12 protein-coding genes are annotated in these 17,320 nt (G+C 66.8%); 5 read left to right on the forward strand and 7 right to left on the reverse strand.

Annotation, left to right across the window (positions count from 1 at the left end):
• Window positions 1–763: 763 nt before the first annotated feature.
• The 3 genes from BUB75_RS29980 to BUB75_RS29990 form a co-directional block, all read right to left on the reverse strand.
• Window positions 764–2,002: an AAA family ATPase gene (locus tag BUB75_RS29980; protein WP_073261506.1), complete on the reverse strand. Its 1,239-nt coding sequence runs from the start codon at window positions 2,000–2,002 to the stop codon at window positions 764–766.
• 645 nt (window positions 2,003–2,647) lie between these two features.
• The gene (locus BUB75_RS29985) at window positions 2,648–3,886 is read right to left on the reverse strand and encodes a hypothetical protein (protein ID WP_073261508.1); all 1,239 of its coding nucleotides are present in this window, start codon (window positions 3,884–3,886) and stop codon (window positions 2,648–2,650) included.
• Window positions 3,887–4,273: 387 nt separating this feature from the next.
• Window positions 4,274–4,738 carry a hypothetical protein gene (locus BUB75_RS29990; protein WP_143175489.1) on the reverse strand — a complete coding sequence of 155 codons (465 nt, stop codon included), beginning with the start codon at window positions 4,736–4,738 and terminating at the stop codon, window positions 4,274–4,276.
• A 357-nt stretch (window positions 4,739–5,095) separates the two neighbouring features.
• Here BUB75_RS29990 and BUB75_RS29995 point away from each other — a divergent pair, with 357 nt between their 5' ends.
• From BUB75_RS29995 to BUB75_RS30005, 3 genes are all read left to right on the forward strand, one after another.
• Window positions 5,096–7,918 carry an ATP-binding protein gene (locus tag BUB75_RS29995; RefSeq protein ID WP_178380011.1) on the forward strand — a complete coding sequence of 941 codons (2,823 nt, stop codon included), beginning with the start codon at window positions 5,096–5,098 and terminating at the stop codon, window positions 7,916–7,918.
• Between the two features lie 1,950 nt (window positions 7,919–9,868).
• The gene (locus BUB75_RS30000; protein ID WP_218617838.1) at window positions 9,869–10,249 is read left to right on the forward strand and encodes a PadR family transcriptional regulator; all 381 of its coding nucleotides are present in this window, start codon (window positions 9,869–9,871) and stop codon (window positions 10,247–10,249) included.
• On the forward strand, window positions 10,246–11,559 hold the full coding sequence (locus BUB75_RS30005; RefSeq protein ID WP_073261514.1) for a hypothetical protein: 1,314 nt from the start codon (window positions 10,246–10,248) through the stop codon (window positions 11,557–11,559). Before BUB75_RS30000 ends, BUB75_RS30005 begins: the two co-directional genes overlap by 4 nt.
• Before the next feature lie 236 nt (window positions 11,560–11,795).
• Here the strand turns inward: BUB75_RS30005 and BUB75_RS48910 are convergent, their stop codons facing one another.
• Entirely contained in the window at window positions 11,796–11,918 is a 123-nt protein-coding gene (locus BUB75_RS48910) for a hypothetical protein (RefSeq protein ID WP_425430904.1), read from the reverse strand.
• A 593-nt stretch (window positions 11,919–12,511) separates the two neighbouring features.
• Window positions 12,512–13,222 carry an IS6 family transposase gene (locus tag BUB75_RS30010; protein WP_073261516.1) on the reverse strand — a complete coding sequence of 237 codons (711 nt, stop codon included), beginning with the start codon at window positions 13,220–13,222 and terminating at the stop codon, window positions 12,512–12,514.
• A 416-nt stretch (window positions 13,223–13,638) separates the two neighbouring features.
• On the opposite strand from BUB75_RS30010, the gene BUB75_RS30015 reads away from it, so the two are divergent.
• Window positions 13,639–13,959: a PadR family transcriptional regulator gene (locus tag BUB75_RS30015; protein WP_073261518.1), complete on the forward strand. Its 321-nt coding sequence runs from the start codon at window positions 13,639–13,641 to the stop codon at window positions 13,957–13,959.
• A gap of 92 nt (window positions 13,960–14,051) precedes the next feature.
• Window positions 14,052–15,344, forward strand: a complete 1,293-nt coding sequence (locus BUB75_RS45595; protein ID WP_143175491.1) for a hypothetical protein — start codon at window positions 14,052–14,054, stop codon at window positions 15,342–15,344.
• A gap of 315 nt (window positions 15,345–15,659) precedes the next feature.
• Here BUB75_RS45595 and BUB75_RS30020 read toward each other — a convergent pair whose 3' ends face one another.
• Together BUB75_RS30020 and BUB75_RS30025 are read right to left on the reverse strand one after the other, a co-directional pair.
• Window positions 15,660–16,376 carry a phosphotransferase gene (locus BUB75_RS30020; RefSeq protein ID WP_218617839.1) on the reverse strand — a complete coding sequence of 239 codons (717 nt, stop codon included), beginning with the start codon at window positions 16,374–16,376 and terminating at the stop codon, window positions 15,660–15,662.
• An 85-nt stretch (window positions 16,377–16,461) separates the two neighbouring features.
• Window positions 16,462–17,301, reverse strand: coding sequence for a hypothetical protein (locus BUB75_RS30025; protein WP_143175492.1), 840 nt, complete (start codon window positions 17,299–17,301; stop codon window positions 16,462–16,464).
• Window positions 17,302–17,320: the final 19 nt, after the last annotated feature.

A 17,320-nucleotide genomic window follows, 5' to 3' on the forward strand; every position in this document is an offset into this window, starting at 1 on the left:
CTGCTCGCGGTTTCATTCGCGCGGGCGCACTGTGCCCAGGGGGCCGTCATGGCTGATCAGTCGCCTCCGCTCACGCCGGCGCGTGCTACTCGTGCGGCTCGTGCCGCGCTGGGCGCGGCCGGACTCGCTGACGTCCGTCGTGTCACCTCCCGGCGTGCCGCCGATCACCATCCACACGCCGGAACGATCGAGACGGAAATCCACCTGTGCTCAGACTGGCCGACTATGGCGGCCAGTCACAGGGGACGTCCCGCACCAGCGTGATTGGCTTTGACGGTCTGAGTTGGTCCTTGCCAAAACCGGTTGCTAGTTGCTGACTGAGGCCGAAGAGGAGTTCAGCTGGCGAGCGATTATGTCGAGGTCGTCGGCAGCCCGGACGACGAGCTTGACGCGCGTGGAGTCGCCGGCGTCGAGGGCGATCCGGAGCAGCGTCGCGGCGTTCCCGGGATCCTGACCGACTAGCATCGGGCGGGTCGGCACCGCGTCGTAGATGCCGGTCAGGCGCTCTAGCGCGGGTTCCGGACCGGCGGTGGCCTGTTCGAGATAGGCCTTCGGCCCAGTCGACGTCCTCGAGGGTCGCGGGTGATGCCGGTGTCCATCAGCTCGCGCATCCGGCGGAGGTAGTCCTCGGCATCGGTCAGTTTGTCGCGGAGAAGCGCTAGCTGGGTCAGCGTCCCGAGCAGCGGGACGGCCAGCTGGCGGGAGCCCAGCTGTTCGGCGACGGCAATGCCGGCGTCGGTTTCGTCGAGCTGGCCGGGCGCGGTCAGCAGCGCGGCGCCGTAGTAGTGCCAGAGGGCGCCAACCAGCCGGTGCCCAGTTGGGCGGACTCCTGCCGGTTGCGTTCGCTCCCGTGCGCCCCGAGGACGTCGAGCGCGCGCAGGATCAGGTCGGCGGCGGTGTACGACAGGTACCACACGCGCTGTTCAGGTCCCCCTAGGTCGGCCAATGCTCGGTAGGTACGTAGTCGGACGCCGACCGCGGTCGCATCGATGAGGACCTGGCGCAGCAACGGGTGACGCAGCTCTAAACCTTCCTCGGAGGCTCTGACCAGGCCTTGGCTTTCAGCAGGTTCGAGGTCATGGATTGAGAGGCCCATTGCGGTCAACAGATCGGCCACGCCGGGCAGGCCCGGGAGCCGACCTACCGCGAGGACGAACAGGGCGCGGCGGGTTTCCTCGGGCAATCGGTCCAGGACCGGTCGCCATGCCTGTTCGACCGAGGTCCCCACCGTGATGGGGCGCGTACCGCTGGCGGTGGCTGCTTCTGGCCGATGGGTGAGCGTCTCTAGGACGGCGAGCGGATTGCCGCCCGTGGACTCCACGACCTCGCGCATGATGCGCTCGGGCACGGCGAGCCCGCGTCGACGGGCCAAATCGGTGCATTCGGCCAACGTGAGCCCGGTCAGGTGCAGGAGCGGTAGGTCGTGCGGCGGAGGCGCGATGCCCGGCTGGTCCCGCAGCGCGAAGATAATGCAAATGCGTTCGGTCACGATGCGACGCGCCACGAACAGCATGAGTTGGCGCGACTCGGGATCGATCCATTGTAGATCGTCGACGAGTACCACGAGTGGCTCCTGGTCGCAGGCCGCCGCCAGCGCGCCGAGAGCGGCTGCGCAGATGGCGAGGCTGGTGGGCATCGGACCATCGGTCAACGCCAGCGCGGTCTCCAGCGCCCGCCGCTGTACGGCGGGCAGGCCGGCGAAGTGGGGGCGCAGCGGTGTGAGTAGGTCGGCCGCGCAGGCGAATGGGAGGACTGACTCGTACTCTGCCCCACGGATCCAGACCACTCGGCTATCCCCGTGCTGAGCCACCCACCTCAGCAGTGCCGTCTTGCCGACGCCCGCCTCACCGACGATGAATCCTGCCGACCCACCGGCCGCCACCGAGGCCACCATGCCGCCTAGTAGCCGGCATGCCTCTTCACGGCCGACAAACGGACCATCCGGCTCGACGGATGCAATCCGTCCGCTGTGGTTCGCGTTCGCTGGCTTGCCACCGCGCATAGGCCATCACCCCCGGGTGACCTGGCCGTCCCTCCCAGAATGCCTCCCTTACCAGGGAGGGCGCCACCTGCTTTCGGCGGTAGGTCTAGGGAGGGTCCCGATGCACGTTGTCGGCGGCTGACGTTCGACTCGTCGGAGTACCACACGGAGCGCTGTGGACTGCGTAAAGACCGATCGACTCGGTGCAATAGAAGTCCGGATCGGTGTCCTAGCAGACGACACCGCACGTGCCAGCGGTGCCGTTCGCCTCGCTGGCCCGCGCTCTGCGGTCGATTGGCTGTACCTGCTTGACCGTCCGAGGCGGTCGCGCGGGCCCGGACGCTCTCCCCCTCGCTGCGTTTCCCGGGAACGCGCGGCGGATGGACGGCCGGACCCGGCTTTCGGCGAGAGGACGGGCGGGCACGCAAACCCCGGGCGCGTCCGCACGTGGCGCAGAGGCGGTGCCGGGGACTCCCAGAAGGATAGAAACAGTTTCGCCGGCGCTCAAGTTAGATCCGGCGCAGGTCCCCATCCGTAGCCGTGGTCGTTCGCGTCGGTCATCGGCATGGCTGTTATCGGCGACGCAGCAGGGCAGCACAAGTTGCAGAGTTCCCGGCAGTTGTTGTAGCTCACTCGAAGGTAGATCGATTGAGGCGGACGTTCAAACTATGCGTCGGCCCTGGTAGTGCCCTGTGAGGGAGGGATGGGCATTAGCGCGAATATGCCTCCTCGTGGCTCGCATCCAAGCGGGGTTTCGACGAGGTCGAATTGGGTCCGGATCGCCAGATGGGTCGGAGCTCCTCGGCTCAGGCTGGTGATCCACCGATCAGAGGCGGCGGGTTGTTGGGATCCGGCGGTGAGGGCTCGCGCGGGGGATTCAGGCTGTAAGAGTTGGCGGGGAAGGTAGTGGCGGATCGGCGCGTCCCTGAGGTCCTCCCCGGGCCTGTGCAAATCCTCGATATCGGCGATCGAGAGAATTTGTGTCCGTGTGTCGGGCGCGGCGGGGTTGATCGTCACCTGCGCGTCTACTGTCCACCAGCATCGCGACAGCTGTTTCGGTGAGTCGATGGCGTGCACGTGGATGCTGGTGCCCCAGACGTTGTTGACGCCGGGAAGTAGGTCGAGGACGAGTGCGGGGCGGGGAGCGAATTCCGGCGCGATGCCCGCGTCGGGGAGCGGGTCCAGGGACAGGCGGGGACGTTGGCAGGAGGCAGGTTGGGCGCCCAGAGCCGCGCGTATGCTCTGGACGGTCTGTGCGACCTGAACAGCGGCCTCAATGCGGGTCGCGATGGTCGTGCGTGCTTCGCGATGGCCCGCAGTCGTATTCATGACCGTCCTGGCTGAGTTCACGACCCGTCGCGTCCACTCGGCCGGGCTATCGGTGTCTTTGCCCCACCGCCTCGCCTCCAGCGGAGCCGCAGCCCACTCGTCGAGAGCTGTAGTGATGGCGCCGAAGGACTCGTCGCGTGCTCGGGTCAGCGCCTCCCAACAGTCGCGTGGGGACCCGGATAACAGCCAGGTCAGCGCCAGGTGCCACTCGGCAGTCGCGCGACTGGCGCCGTCGGGCGCCGCGACACACGCCTCGGTGAGTAGAAACCGTGCTTGTTCGAGCAGGCGCCCACGGTCCTGTGTCGACCGCCATTCCTGGCGGGCTTCCCGCAAATGCCGAATCGCTGCCTGCAACGGAAGCTGGAACCTACCGACCTTCAGGGCGTCGAGCTTCTCTTCTACCCGTTGCAGGGTTGCTTCGGTCTCCTGTTCGGTACCGAGAAGCGCCCCGAGAACGTCGGTCAGGAGCGTCGCGCCTGCCGCGTCCCATCCGTCGTCGGTGTAGACACCTTGAACGAGGACGGTGCGCACCGCCTGCGTTCCCAGCGTCGCGACCAGCATCGTGACCGGATCCATAAGCTACTCCTTTCTCACGGACGATTTCTCGGGACCTCCGGCCGTGGGGACTCGTCGCAGGCCGCAGCGCGTATCGACGGGAAACGCAGCAGGCTCTCTGTCGTGGGGCACCTCTCCGTCGACGACCGGTGACTGCCGACCTCTCTTGCGTCGACGCGCTTCGCCGGGCCCTACTTGCCTGGCGACCGGCCGCGGCTCGGCGGTAAACGCGTCTGCCGGTCAGCGTCCCGTGGCTCGTGGAGCCGGCGAGCGTCGCAGCCTTGGCTGTCGGGCATGTGTGGCGGCGTCGCAGCCGTCTAGCGAATTGGGCCGTTCGCCGTCTGTCCATTCCAGGAATTGGTGTCCGGAGCGGTGGCGGAAGAGCTCCGTCTCCGCTCCGGACCGATGTCAGGTGACCGCGATGAAAGCGGGGCTGCTGACCTGCGAGTAGTCGTTGTTGCCGCCGGCCGTGAACCTCAGGACGGCCAGTACATCCAGAGCATCGCCGTCGGCCGCGGTCCACGCTGAGATTCGCTCGACCTCGGTGTAGGTGTAGGGCACGGTTCCGGTCACGCCGGCCACGGTGCCGGCTTTGCTGAGTGTCGGGCCGACTGACAGGCCCGTGGTTCGGTTGCGAACGGTCAGGTAGAGGGTGTAGTTCCCGCCGAACGACCGCAGGCCGCTCCCGACCTCGATGTCGGCCCTGATGTCGAACGGGTCTCCGCTCTTGATGTCATCGATGGCGAAGTTCGTGGTCGGCTCCGCGGCGTAGACCAGCTTGACGCTGGCATCCCACTGTCCCATTGGGGTCTCCTCCAGGTATCTGAACGAATGGGGAGCATCAGCGTGGGTCTCGGCGATGACCCTGGGCATCGGAGGGCTCCCTCAGGCGATCCCTCCCTGTTGACGCCGGCTCGATGAGCATGGAGTTCATCGGGTTTTCGATTGACCGGATTGGCGGGCGCAATGCCCCTTGCGGCGCCGAGACATCCCGGGTGGCAGCAGTGGCCCACATCAGCGGTGCGCCGCTGGTCGTCGGCGATAACACGCGAGCGATCCCTGTCGGCCCACGAGGCCACGGTCAGCGTCGCGCCCGCCCGTCACCTGTTAGGGCGACTTGAGTGGCTGGCGCATCCGGGGGATCCCTATCTTTTACCCGTCAGTTCTCTGGTGCGGGGCCGCGACTGTCGGGATCCTGGTAGGCCATCAGGACCGTCGGGGGTGATCGCTATGAGCGATACACAACCTCCGGCCGGGTCCTCTGGTGGCCGGGCGGTGGCCTCGGAATTTCGCGACGTATTCGTCGGCCGAGCGGACGCGTGCCGACGACTCCGCAGCGTGGTGTCCGCGGCCGCCGACGGCGGTTCGAGCTGCGTCATTGTCGGAGAGGCCGGGATCGGCAAAACCGCGCTCCTGCACCGGGCCGCGCAGGAAGCTCAGGTACGCACAATCTGGGTGCGAGGGGTGGAGTCGGAGACAGCGCTGCCATTTGCGTGCGCCGCTGACCTGTTGACCCCACTACGCCAGCATTTCGACAGCCTGCCGCCCGTTCAACGGCAATCGTTGGAGAGGGCCCTTGCCCTCACCGAGGGCACGACCCCAACAGACCTGGCCATTTGCGCGGGCGCGCTCGGCGTCCTCGCCGCCGCCAGCGATCACGAACCACTGGTGGTGCTCGTAGACGACCTCCAGTGGGTCGACGCGGAGTCCCAGCGGCTGCTTCTTTTCGTTGCCCGGCGACTTGCGGCCGAACGCCTGAGCATGGTCTTCGCCGTACGGGAACAGCCCGGCCACGCCGCACCGATTCCTGACCTCCCGGTCATCCGCCTCACCGGGCTGAGCCTGGCCGAGTGTCGCGAACTCGTTCGGCGGCGCGGCCACGACATCCCGCCCCCGATCGTGCGCGAGGTCGCGCGCGCGACCGGCGGCAACCCACTGGCGGTACTGGAGACACTGACGCACGGCCGGCAGCCGACAGCGCTGGGCCTAGCATCCGGCGTGCAACGCGCAGCGACCATGGGCATCACTGTCGGTCGATCACTGGAGCAGGCCTGGCGCCCGGTGCTGGAGCGATTGCCAGACGCGACACGTCGCGCGCTGTTCGTCCTCGCGGTCGGCAGGCCTCTAGCTACATCGGTCCTCGCTGACTTGTTGGCGGCCGTCGGGCTTTCGATCGCGGATCTGACACCAGCCGAACGCGAGGGACTGATTAGCTACGGCCACGACGGTGTGACCTTGCGTCATCCCCTGCTACGTCAGGTCCTCATCGACTCCACGCCGCTCGCGGTCCAACTCCCCGCCTACCGTGCGATCGCGCAGCTGGCCGGCCCCGAACAGGCAGTCTGGTATCTCTCCCTGGCCGCCGCCGGTCCGGACGAGGAGCTGGCGTCAGCATTGGTCACCGTCGCCGACCAGGCCACGAGCCGCGGAGGTCATGGATCGGCATCCACCGCCCTGCGACGTGCCGCCGACCTGACCAGTGATCCCACGCGGCGGGCCGAGCGTCTCTTCGCGGCGGCCACCGAAGCACAGCTGGCCGGAGACGCGACCAACGCCGCCGCGTGGTCCCAGGAGGCGATGACTCCAGGATCCGATCCCGCTTTCCTGGCATCCGCTACTCGACTACGCGGGCGTGCCTTGACCTGGCTCGGCCAGCCGCACCGCGCCGCCGCGGAGTTGGTCGCCCTCGCCGACGCGCTCGCAACGGGCATTCCAGCACTGGCCGGTGAGTTGCTGTGCGACGCGATGTATCCCAGTTCCATGATCGGCGATGTTCGCCGCTGCGCCTTCCTCACTCGCCGCGGAGAGAGCCTGCTCCCGCCGGGTCGCCGCTCCTTCGCCGCAGACGTCACCATCCTCTGCGCTGCCGCCCTCCAAGGCGAACGACATCGGTTCTACGACCAACTCGCGGCAGTGCAGCGCAGGCTGCCCGCCGTCGATCTCCTTCAGGCACATCAGGAATCGGCAACAGTCGCCTTCAGCTGCCTCTGGATGGAGGAATTCGACACGGCCCTGCGGCTGGCCAACCAGGCCGTCGAACTGATTCGGACACAGGGCGCGCCCGCAGCTCTACCCTTCGCCCTGACCGTCCGCTCTGAAATCTGGTACCGCACAGGGCACTGGCCTGCCGCGTACGCGGACGCCGACGAGGCACTGCAATGGGCCGAGGAACTCCACCAGGTAAGCACCGCCGGCTACGCCTTGGTATTGCTCGCCCGCCTCGACGCTGTCCGTGGCCACCGAGATAAATCCGAAGCCGCGATCGACCGCTACCGGCGTGAATTCGGTCCCTATCAGCTGGACGCTCTGCTCGGCCTAGAGTCAGCAGTACTCGGACTGGCCGCACTCGCCCACGGAGACCCAGAGACCGCAGCAGAACACCTCGAGGACGCCTGGCGCCAGGACACTCGTCTCGGAGCGACCAACCCGTACCCGATCGCCTTCGCCGGTGACTTGTTGGAGGCCTTGGCGAGATGCGGATCCGAACAGCGAGCCAAGGAACTGGCGAGCTGGCTGGATGAACGGGCCGCCACCACCGGACTCCGTCACCCTGCCGCACTAGCCCACCGCTGCCGGGGCATCCTCGCCGGCCACGCCGAGAACGCGGAGGAGCATTTCGTCGCTGCTCTGGCGATGCACGCCCAGAGCCCGATGCCCTTCGAGCGGGCTCGAACGCTGCTGAGCCTGGGTGAGAACCGCCGGCGAGCGCGCCAGCCGACGGCAGCCCGAACGGCACTGCGAGAGGCACAGCGGACCTTCGAAAGCCTCGGCGCGATCCCGTGGGCCGACCGCGCCCGCCACGAACTGGCTGCCGCCGGAGGTCACACCCGATCTGATCCCACGCGCCGGCCGAAACTCGACCTTCTCACGCCCCAAGAACTACAGATCGCACGCCTCGTCGCGACCGGCAAGAACAACGTCCAGACTGCTGCATCTCTCTACATCTCTCGAAAAACGGTCGAAGCGCATCTTACCCATGTATACCGCAAGCTGGGTATTCGATCACGGGCCGAACTGATTCACGTGGTGCTCGCTGAACACGGAGCAGACTAAACATCCAGATCGGGTGCCCCGGTCAACGGTGCTGGTTGATCCCGAGCTGCCGCGGGCGGCCACCGTGCAGATCGGCGAGGTCCTGGCGGACTACCGCATCGGATCCTGGGTGATCCACTGTCGAGCGGCTTGACTGGAGGCGGACAAGCTCGACCCGGCCCATGACTGTCAGGGCTGCTTCCGCCCTCCGTGCAAGAACCGCGGGGCTGCCTGGGTCAGCCCGGCGGGCGCGCCGCGATCACGTTTCGGGCCGCCGACCCCTCGGACCGATCGGTTGCGATGATGTTGATGGCGGGTGGGCACCTGGTCATCTCGCCGTCCATCCGGTGGTCCGGCGACCACTTAGTCCTGGTGCTGACTGGCTGGGCACGGACGCGTGAGTGGCCCTGTTTATTTTTTTCTAAAGTGGACCTATCGGGCTGCCTGTGGCGCTAGCTCTCCGTCAGTGTCTGGTGTACACGCGACGCGCCCCTGTGTCACAATGTTCACTGTGCTTTGGCATCGAGAGATGTCACGAAGCGGCGGTAGGCAGTGTCCGGCATCCGGTTGTTCGCGTCCATACGGATCTTCGGGTCGATTGCGGCCCGGGGGGATGCGACTGCAGGAGATCGGCGCGGTGTTCCCGCTATGGGAGCCAGCTGGCTCCTCGGGTTCCTCGTCCGATGGGCGAGGGTAAGGCGCGTGGGTGTGTGCGCGCTCGCCGGATCCTGGAATGAAAGGGGAAAGCGCAGCGACAAGGGATGCTGTCGCGCGACGAAACCGTTAGCTGTAGTGCACGCTGGCGTGGCACGCCAGCGCTGAGTGGAATGTGAGTCTCTGGTAATTCGGGCGTTCGGCCTGAGCCTTCCAGACTGAATGGTTCTCTGACCACCCCAGGGAACTGCGTTCGAGGTAACTCTCAACCGCGACGGGTTCGCTTGTCGCGGGCGATCGCCTCGTGCACCAGTCTCGACGGTTCGCATGCCGAGCGCCCTTTTGCGTGCCCAAAATAGGGAGTGTGAGATGACAGAGCGTAAGAAGGTCAGAAAAAGGAAGGCCACGTCGCCGGGCCCACCGGCATCGTTCTGGGGCCGTAACGCAGACGAATTCTGGCGGACGACCCGGCATTGCCTCGACAGCTCAGGCCGGGCCGTCCGCTTCTGCCTCGTCTTAGTGGTTGCAGCCATTTTGACGAGGATCGTCCTCGAGGGAGCCGGCGCAGCCTCCGCGGACGCCCTAGAGGAGGTGACCACGCTGCTACGTAGTCACCAGTCCTAGGTAACCGTATGTGGCCCCTGCCGCGCCACTGTGAACAGTGTAAAGCGGCAGGGGTCCTGGTGCGGCGTTCGGGAACGCTTCGCGATTTCACGGTCGGTGATCACGAGTTGCGATGGTTGCGTTCCCGACGGGCGGTCGAATCCTGCACCTCGACGGCGGCCACCTGAGACTCGTGTGCGGGGGGCGTCTAGCGGTCGGTACTGCCTTCGCGTTGGATTCGCCGTGCTGCTTGTGTCGGCGGCCGGTGGCCGGTGGAACCTCCCAGCACAATTCAGCGGTGCGTGGCCGCTCACCATGATCACCCTCGTACACGAATTCGAAACACGGATCCGGCAACTCATGGTCCGACCACGGATGGGCGGAGGCCGGGTATTCTGTCGCCTCCGCGTGAATGCTGACCCTCTGTCCCCGGAACAGCCAGGTCACGGTTCAAGCGGCGTTGACACATTCCACCCGACGTGCGCCTCCACGCCGATGCCTGCTCACCTCCTGAGCATGCCCTACGGGCGTCGGCGCGCTCACCGGCCGCCGCGGAACCACCACGGCTGCGGCCAATGGCGACAGAGCACCACGGCGACCCCGACCCCTGGCGCAAAAGCTCTTCCGCGATCACGGCCGACGCATCGGGGATGAGACGCCGCATTGCCGATCTTCGGGCGACGACGGTCGACACCCTATGTAGAATCTTTATCTATGCGCGACGTGGAGATGACGTTGGCGATCGCCAGGCTCCTGAAGGCGTTCCTGGAGGATCCCCTGCGGCCGCGGCACGGATACGACCTGATGCGGTCGACCGGATTCGCCAGCGGCAAAATCTATCCGCTTCTGGCCAAGCTGCAGACCGCCGGCTGGTTGACGCGCGAACGGGAGTCTGTCGATCCCGCCGCCGTAGGACGACCCGCCCGGCGGCTCTACCGCCTCAGCGACGAAGGCACACAGGCCGCCTGGCACGCGCTCGATGAGCTATCGCGCGATCTGGCTCCTCCGCAACCAGCAACCGGTCGACTGCGACCGTCGGCTGACCGGCAGTGGCCTGTGGGGGGCCCGCCACAACCATTGGCCGACCCGACGTGAACGAGACAGTGTGGAGCGTCTGCGCCCTCTTCGCGGCGCTGGTGGTGGCGCCCGTTGTCGCTAACCTGATCAGCGTCGAGATTCAAGGCTGGCTGGACCGACTGCCGCCTGTTCTGATCCGACTGGCGGCTCGGCGGCTGCCCCAGGAGATCCGCGCGGACCACATCGACGAGTGGGATGCTGAGCTGTCCGCGATTCTCGAGGGATCGGCGGCCGGACCTCTGTCCCGCCTAGCGCTCGGCCTCACCTACACCTCGGGCCTACTGCGTGGGGCGCCGAAGGTGGCCAGGGAGCTGGGCCGCGCCAGGCGTCGCCGTCTCGCCGCAGTCTTCAAACGGATCCGCGTGCACAGCCTCACCACATTTCTCGTCGTGCTGGTAACCACAGTGGTACTCGCTGGCCAGTTCGGCGACGGGATCGACCCGTTCTCCGCCGCGATCACGGTGACGTGCGCGGGGATGGGTGTACTGATTCTGATTGCCGTGCAGCGGCACCCGGTGGGGCGACTTCTGCTGGCGGCCGGGATCAGCGGATCGGTGGCGGCGGTTGCGACGAGCTGGCCACAGTGGATCGTGCTGGCGTGGCTGAGCCAGTGGGCATGGTGGCCGATGTGCGGGCTGATCCTTCTCGGGCTGCTGGTGTTCCCGAACGGCCGGTTGCCGTCCCGGCGGTGGCGATGGCTCGCCGCGCTGCTCGTGGTGACTACCGCCGCCGGCGCGGTGGTGCTGGCCGTCGCGGCACTCGACTATCCCCGCACGCTGCTCCAAGACACGCAGCCTGTCGGGGAGTCGACCAGGCTGCTCCTGCGAGCCTTCGCCGTGATCGTCCTGGCCACTGTGCTCGGCCTAGCCGCCACCCTCGCCGCGCTATGGAGACGCTGGCGGCGTGGCGATAGTGACACCCGGCAGCAGCTGGCCTGCCTGCTACCGACCGTCATCCTGCTCCTGCTCGGCTGGATGCTCGAGATCTTCAACCTCGACGGCGGGTACCTCCTTGCACTGATCGCACTGCCGCTCGGAATGAGCGTCGCGATCATTCGGCACGGGCTCTACGACCTCGATAAAGTCCTCAACCGGACCCTCGTCTGGTTGACCATGACCACGCTGGTCGTGATCGGCTTCGTCGGGATCGTCATCGCGCTACGCGAGCTGGTCATGCGCAATCTCTCCGCCGATACGGTCTCCCTGGTGACCACCGGTTTCATCGCCCTTGCCTACGCCCCGCTGCACAGGCGCGTGCAGCAGGGCGTCAACCAGCTGCTCTACGGCGACCGGCACGACCCGTACGAGGTGACCACCAAAACTCGGTGACATCCGAGGACAAGCCGCCGAGATCCTCTCCGCCCTCGCGTAGCTCGCCCCTTCTTGCCGTCCCCCTAGTAGCCACACCCGCTTCGCCGTGAGGAACATAGCGCCAGCCGCATGCCACGCCGGTCAGTCGGCTCGGTGGCAACGGGGACCCTGATCGGGACTACCGGCTTGTCGCATTGTCGGCGCGGGAGGTGGCCGCCCTGCATTACTCGCACCGAGGGCGTGAGGGTCTCACATCACGTGGGTGGCCGCGCTCTGGCGCGAGCGCGACCCGGCTTGCTCAGGTTCACCACGACCGAGTCGAGGGTGTCACCCGGCATCAGGATCTCCACCCCGTCCAGCTCCAGCCCGCCCGACACGTCGGTCGTGTGGAAGTTGAATGGGGCCGGTAGTTGGCCTCGAACGGCGTGTGCCAGGCACACCGGTGTTGTCGGGGCGGCTGGTCAGCAGCCAGGTGTCGCCGGATGGTGCAGCTGGCTGCCGCGATAGCGGCGGTCCCGGATCTCGGCGTTGGAACACGGCAGTGTCGGTGCAGCCTTCGTTCCACCGCCGGTAGAGGTAGGCCAGGTAGGGGTGGATGCGGCTGGTCCCGCGGGCTCTGCGGTCGGCTGGTTGCAGGTCCTCGGGCGTGGCGGCGTGGGCGTCAGCGGCGGGCGGTCTGGCGGTCTGGCGGTCGAGTTTCAGCGTCTCGACGATGGTCTGGATGTCACGCCCTTGTCGAACAGCGCGCGCACCGCGGCGTGCCGCTGTTCGCGGGCGATCGCCCGGCGCCCGCGCATCGATGCGGGCGCACTGCCGGACGTGTACCAGCCGCCGGTAGCCGCTGCCGTGATAGAGCTTCGGAGCACGGCCGCAGCCATCTGGGTACGTGGCCCGGTAGGCCCTAGCGTTGAGCCGTGGGGCGCTGTTGCGTAGAGCGAAGGTAGACGCGTGAAGGTTCGGTCTCGCCGAGTCAGACGGCGTCGGCCAGCTCGTCGAACGCCGCGGCGAGCCGCAGATGCCCGTTCGTTTCGGTGGCGAGTTCGTAGTGTCCGCGGCGGATGTTCTGCACGAAGGCGTGCCCAGACCCAATGATCTGGGCAGATCGGAACCGCTTGAGGCCGCGCATCGGCCGGAGCCGCGCTTTGAACCGGCCGTGGTCTGCCTCGACCCGATTGTTCTCATACCGGGCATCCACGTGCTGGACCTCGCGCAAAAGTTCGTCCAGGACCCGCGGGTAGGAGGCGGCGCGGTCGGTGGTCACCTGTGCCGGCCGGCCCTGCCGCAGTGCCCGGACGAAGAACCTGCGAGCAGCCGCCAGGTCCCGCTTCTGGGAGGCCATCACGTCGATGACCTGCCCGAACTGGTCAATCGCTCGGTAGAGGTAGGTCCATTTCCCGGCGACTTTGACGTAGGTCTCGTCGGCGAACCACCGGTCGCCGGGCGCGTGTCGGGTGAACTGGGCTGCGTCGATGACCAACGGCGTGAACCGGGTGACCCAGCGGTAGAGCGTGACGTGGTCGACCACGATGCCGCGTTCGGCCAGCAGCTCTTCCAGGTCGCGGTAGGACAGGTTGTACCGCAGATACCAGCGCACTGCGAGGAGGATCACCTCACGCGGAAACCGGAACCCGGCGAACGCGGAAGCTGGGACCAGAAGGCGAGCGGTCGAGCGGCGGCGCATGCTCCATCGTCCCTGATCGCGGCGGCGACTGGCCAACGCAACAGAGCCTTCCCAGTCCGCCGGGCCGATGGACCCACAGGCCCGTCTGTATCGAACCGCTGGGGTCGCCGTGCGTGGGCAGCACGGTACGGGTCTCTTCCAGGGTCATGCCCAGCCGCAGTGGCCCGATGCCGTATGGAGGGTCGAGGTCGATTTCCACACGTCATGTTGGCATGGCATGACCATCGCCGACTCTGCTCAGTGCCAGACGATCAACAAGGCACGCTCATGCCGCGGCTCGCGCTGACCACAGGAGGCGGTGCTCGGTCCAGGCGGTCGGCGTCAACGCCTCCTAGGACAGCTGCCCAGTCGGACGTCCTCCGGCGCTCGTGGGCCGAGCCCCTACCCTTTCGACTAGGTAGGGTACCTTGTTCGGTATGCAGCGTCCGAAGCTGCGGAGAACCCAGGCGGTTCAGATGGTTCTTCGCGTTCTGCTGGACCACCTCGACGATGACGAGCTGTATGGACTGCGAATCTGCGCTGAGGCCGGCCTACCCTCTGGAACGATCCATCCGATGCTCGCGCGGCTGAAGAAGCTCGGTCTTGTTGAGGCGCGCAGGGAGGATGTCGATCCCAGCGTGGTAGGTCGACCCGCCCGTCACTACTACCGGCTGACACCCGATGGGGTCCAGGAAGCCCGCGCCGCCTTGACTCGGATACAGCCTGCTGCGCCTTTGCATCCCCGGACCGCTCAATGACGGCGGCCACGGCCTCTCGAGCGAGGGCTTCCGGAAGGTCGCTCCGCCGACGTCGGTTCGTCGCTTTGGCTGGCCTTGCTGCGTTAGCTGCAATGGGGCTGGCTCTGGTCTGCGGCTGGCCGCACTGGCAAGTTCATTCGCTGGCCGCCACCATGACGCTGCTGGAGTGCGGCACGACTGCGGCTGCTGGAGTGCTGCTGGCGACAGGACGGGGCACGCGCCCGACCGGGATGCTCCTTCTAGTGACGGCGGCCTGCTGGGCGCTGACTTGGCTGGCTTCTTGGAACGCCGGGCCTGGACCGCTGATCGCGGTATTCGCGCAGTCGTTGTTCTTCTTCAGCGGCAGCCTTGGCATCCTGTACTACCCGGACGGCCGACTGCATGGACGCGCGGAACGCTGGTGGATGGTCGTTGCCGCAGCCTCCCTGTTCGGAGGGCAGGTCCTACTTTGCCTGGTGACGCCGCCGTCGCTTTATGGCTTCGCGGACGACGTCGTTTGGCCTCGCGTATGGCGGTCGGACCGAGTTGAGAATGCTGTGCTCGTTGGTGTTACCGCGGCGACGGTCGTGGCCGCGGCCGGGTTGGCGGCGGTAATTTGGCGACGGCAGCGACGGCTACGCGGCCTCGAGCGGGCGTTAACGCTTCCGGTGCTCGCAACAGTCGCGGTGGTCGGGCTTCTATCAGCATTCGTCCAGACAGGAGCGATCACCGGACTCGACAGCCAACTGGACACCTACTTACTGCAAGGCTCGCTTGGTTTGGCCGTCCCGCTAGCGCTGCTCGCAGTGGGACTTCGCCGCTGCTGGATTGAGGTCTCGACCGCTGACCAGGCGCCACTGTCGGCCCGCTCGCCAATGGCACGGCTTCGGGTGCAGGAGCGCGCAAGGCCAGCGACACCAATGCCTACGGGCAACAGCCGCATCGCTGGCGAACTCGCCGGCTTCGCAGCGCGATTGCTACCCCCATCAGAACGGTCCTGGTACGCAGAGGAGTATCAGTCTGAGCTCCACATTCTCGCCGAGGAAGGAGCCTCCCGCAGAGAGCAGGTACTGCACGTTGTGCGGGTACTCGTCCGCGCGCTCCCGCTGTATCTCGAGGTGACCGGTCGGGCCGTGAGATGGGCAGGCGCGGTCGCCAACCTTAGGATAGATAGGACGCTGAGCTGGCTTGTAGCCACCGAGCTCAGGGTTTGCAAGGTGGTGCTCACCGCTGCCGGAGTGATGGCAGCTTTCGCCTTCGGTGCCGGCGGGCTGCGCTCCTTACTGGAACGCGGTGAACTGATCGCTACATTGCTTGCTACGTTCGGCGCGGGCGGTGTGTGGCTTCATAAGGCGCTGAAACGCGCGAAAGCCGAAAAGTTCAAACAACCCCCGGAAGGCCAATAGGAGACGGCTCGCCTGGTCATCGAATCCTTGGACTGGCCGAGCATCCGTTCGTTTCTCGCCGAAGAGTGCAACGCCTATTTCGGCGTTACTTGGCACGGAATCGGGAGCAACTTGCCCCGTTCGCCTACGGTGAGTTCGCGGACTGACCGCGCTTAAAGCCGACCGGCGGATTCGCGAGTCCTAACCGAACGAGCTGCTGATATGGGCCCGACTACCACCCCACGAGTCATCCGCACATGCCGCCGAGCGCGCGACGTGCGCTCGTCGCCCGACGGGACTCACAGCAGGGCCTGCGTCCAGAGGTCGGTATGCCGGTCAAGGTAATCGGTGGTGGCGCCCCAGTACTGTCCGTCTTCGTCCCAGATCTGCGCCCAAGGACGTACGCCGCGTTCCGCGGCGCGGCGCAGTAGGTTCATACATCGCCCGGGCGCGGCGTCCCAGCATCGGTACGAGCAGCTCCCGGTTTCCGGCGTCCAAGCCGTAGCCGTCGACGAACGCAGCCAGCCGCTCTGCGGCCACCGCCGGCGGCCGATCCGGCCGCAGACCCGCCATGCTCTGCGCCGCGTACGCCACTTCCCACAGCCGGGAACCCGGCGCGGCGACGTCCCAGTCGATCAGCACCCAACCCCGCGGCGACCGCACCAGATTCCACGGCGCAGCATCGTGATGACAGATCAAGTCTTCACGATCAGGCTCGATCACCCGATTCCACACCGACGATCGAGGCGGCTGGAAGCCTTCCACCGCGCGGTGGAAGTCGGCGAGGAACGCGCCGATCTCCCGCAGCTCCGGCACCGTGTACGTTCCGGTGTGATCCCCGACCTCGCCCGGCACATACTCCAGCACCTGCCGGTTCCGGTCGTCCCGGCCTAGCGGGCGCGGCGCACCAGCAAATCCGACCGTCTCCAGATGCGCAAGCAGCGCATCAACTGCATCAGTCCATGGCCCGGATGGACGGCGAACGGTGTCACCTACCCGAACCACTCCTTCGGTGGCGTGACCGTCCAAAGGCTGCTCGACGTCCGAGTCCATGGCTCCGATTCTGTGCGACCTGACCATCACGAGCGACTACCAAGTCGATGCACTCACGTGCCGAGATTTTCGACGCGGGTGGGGGTCACACGCCGATCGCGGTGGCTGCGACTGCGTACCTGTTGGCTTCCTCATCCAGGTCCCCGTTGCCGAGTTCAGTCTCGAGGCGCTCGTTGGTCGTGGCCATGCGGAAGAGCAGGCCGCGGGCGACGGCGGCCGCGGAGACGTTGACCTCGCTGGGCAGTGACGGGTCGGCGTCATGCCAGCACAGCGCGTCGGCCACGACGATTCCCTCGGCGAACGCGGGTGGCCGCCAGTAGGGCGAGATGTCGATGATGGCCGGCGCGCGACCTTCGGCAAACAGAACGTTCTGGGTCAGATCCGCATGCACGATCTGCGACCGGCCGAGCGGTCGGAGCGCGTCCTGAAGTCGTCGTGCGAGGTCGGCGAACTCCCGCCGGAACCGGATCGTGCGCTCGCCCCATACCGCTCGATCGGCCCGGGCCCACCAGTCCTGCCGGTCACCTAGAAAGCGCGGCCGAGGCAGATCAGCGGTGGCCCGATGGAAGGCCCGGCCGGCGGTGAGGATCGCCTGCCAGGCCGAGACGGCCGAGTAGTCCGGCTCCACGCCGTCGATCCACTGGCTAGCAGACCACCCCTGGTACTGCCAGGCGCCGTCGCGTGACGCGACCGGCATCGCCACACGAAACCCCTCGGCCGTGAGGTGCGGCAACGCGGCGGCTAGCCATTCCTGGAGCGGACCGGCGTCCGGCTTCAGTACGAGGTCGCCTGCGCGCCACGACGCGCCTTGACCGCCGGTCAGCGGGGTGGGCGGCTCCCGAACGCCGAACGCGTGCAACACGGTCTGAGAAGGCGGCTCGTTGAGCGACACGAATCGACGATAGGGCCATACGATCTCGGCCAAGCAGACCGCCTGAGCATCA

Origin of the sequence: Cryptosporangium aurantiacum (assembly GCF_900143005.1) — a bacterium.
GTDB classification, from domain to species: Bacteria; Actinomycetota; Actinomycetes; order Mycobacteriales; family Cryptosporangiaceae; genus Cryptosporangium; species Cryptosporangium aurantiacum.

Coding starts and splice junctions, on each gene's coding strand:
- BUB75_RS29980 (WP_073261506.1), bottom strand. CDS start 2,002: ATGCGCGGTGGCAAGCCAGCGAACGCGAACCACAGCGGACGGATTGCA.
- BUB75_RS29985 (WP_073261508.1), bottom strand. CDS start 3,886: ATGGATCCGGTCACGATGCTGGTCGCGACGCTGGGAACGCAGGCGGTG.
- BUB75_RS29990 (WP_143175489.1), bottom strand. CDS start 4,738: ATGCCCAGGGTCATCGCCGAGACCCACGCTGATGCTCCCCATTCGTTC.
- BUB75_RS29995 (WP_178380011.1), top strand. CDS start 5,096: ATGAGCGATACACAACCTCCGGCCGGGTCCTCTGGTGGCCGGGCGGTG.
- BUB75_RS30000 (WP_218617838.1), top strand. CDS start 9,869: ATGCGCGACGTGGAGATGACGTTGGCGATCGCCAGGCTCCTGAAGGCG.
- BUB75_RS30010 (WP_073261516.1), bottom strand. CDS start 13,222: ATGCGCCGCCGCTCGACCGCTCGCCTTCTGGTCCCAGCTTCCGCGTTC.
- BUB75_RS30015 (WP_073261518.1), top strand. CDS start 13,639: ATGCAGCGTCCGAAGCTGCGGAGAACCCAGGCGGTTCAGATGGTTCTT.
- BUB75_RS45595 (WP_143175491.1), top strand. CDS start 14,052: ATGGGGCTGGCTCTGGTCTGCGGCTGGCCGCACTGGCAAGTTCATTCG.
- BUB75_RS30020 (WP_218617839.1), bottom strand. CDS start 16,376: ATGGACTCGGACGTCGAGCAGCCTTTGGACGGTCACGCCACCGAAGGA.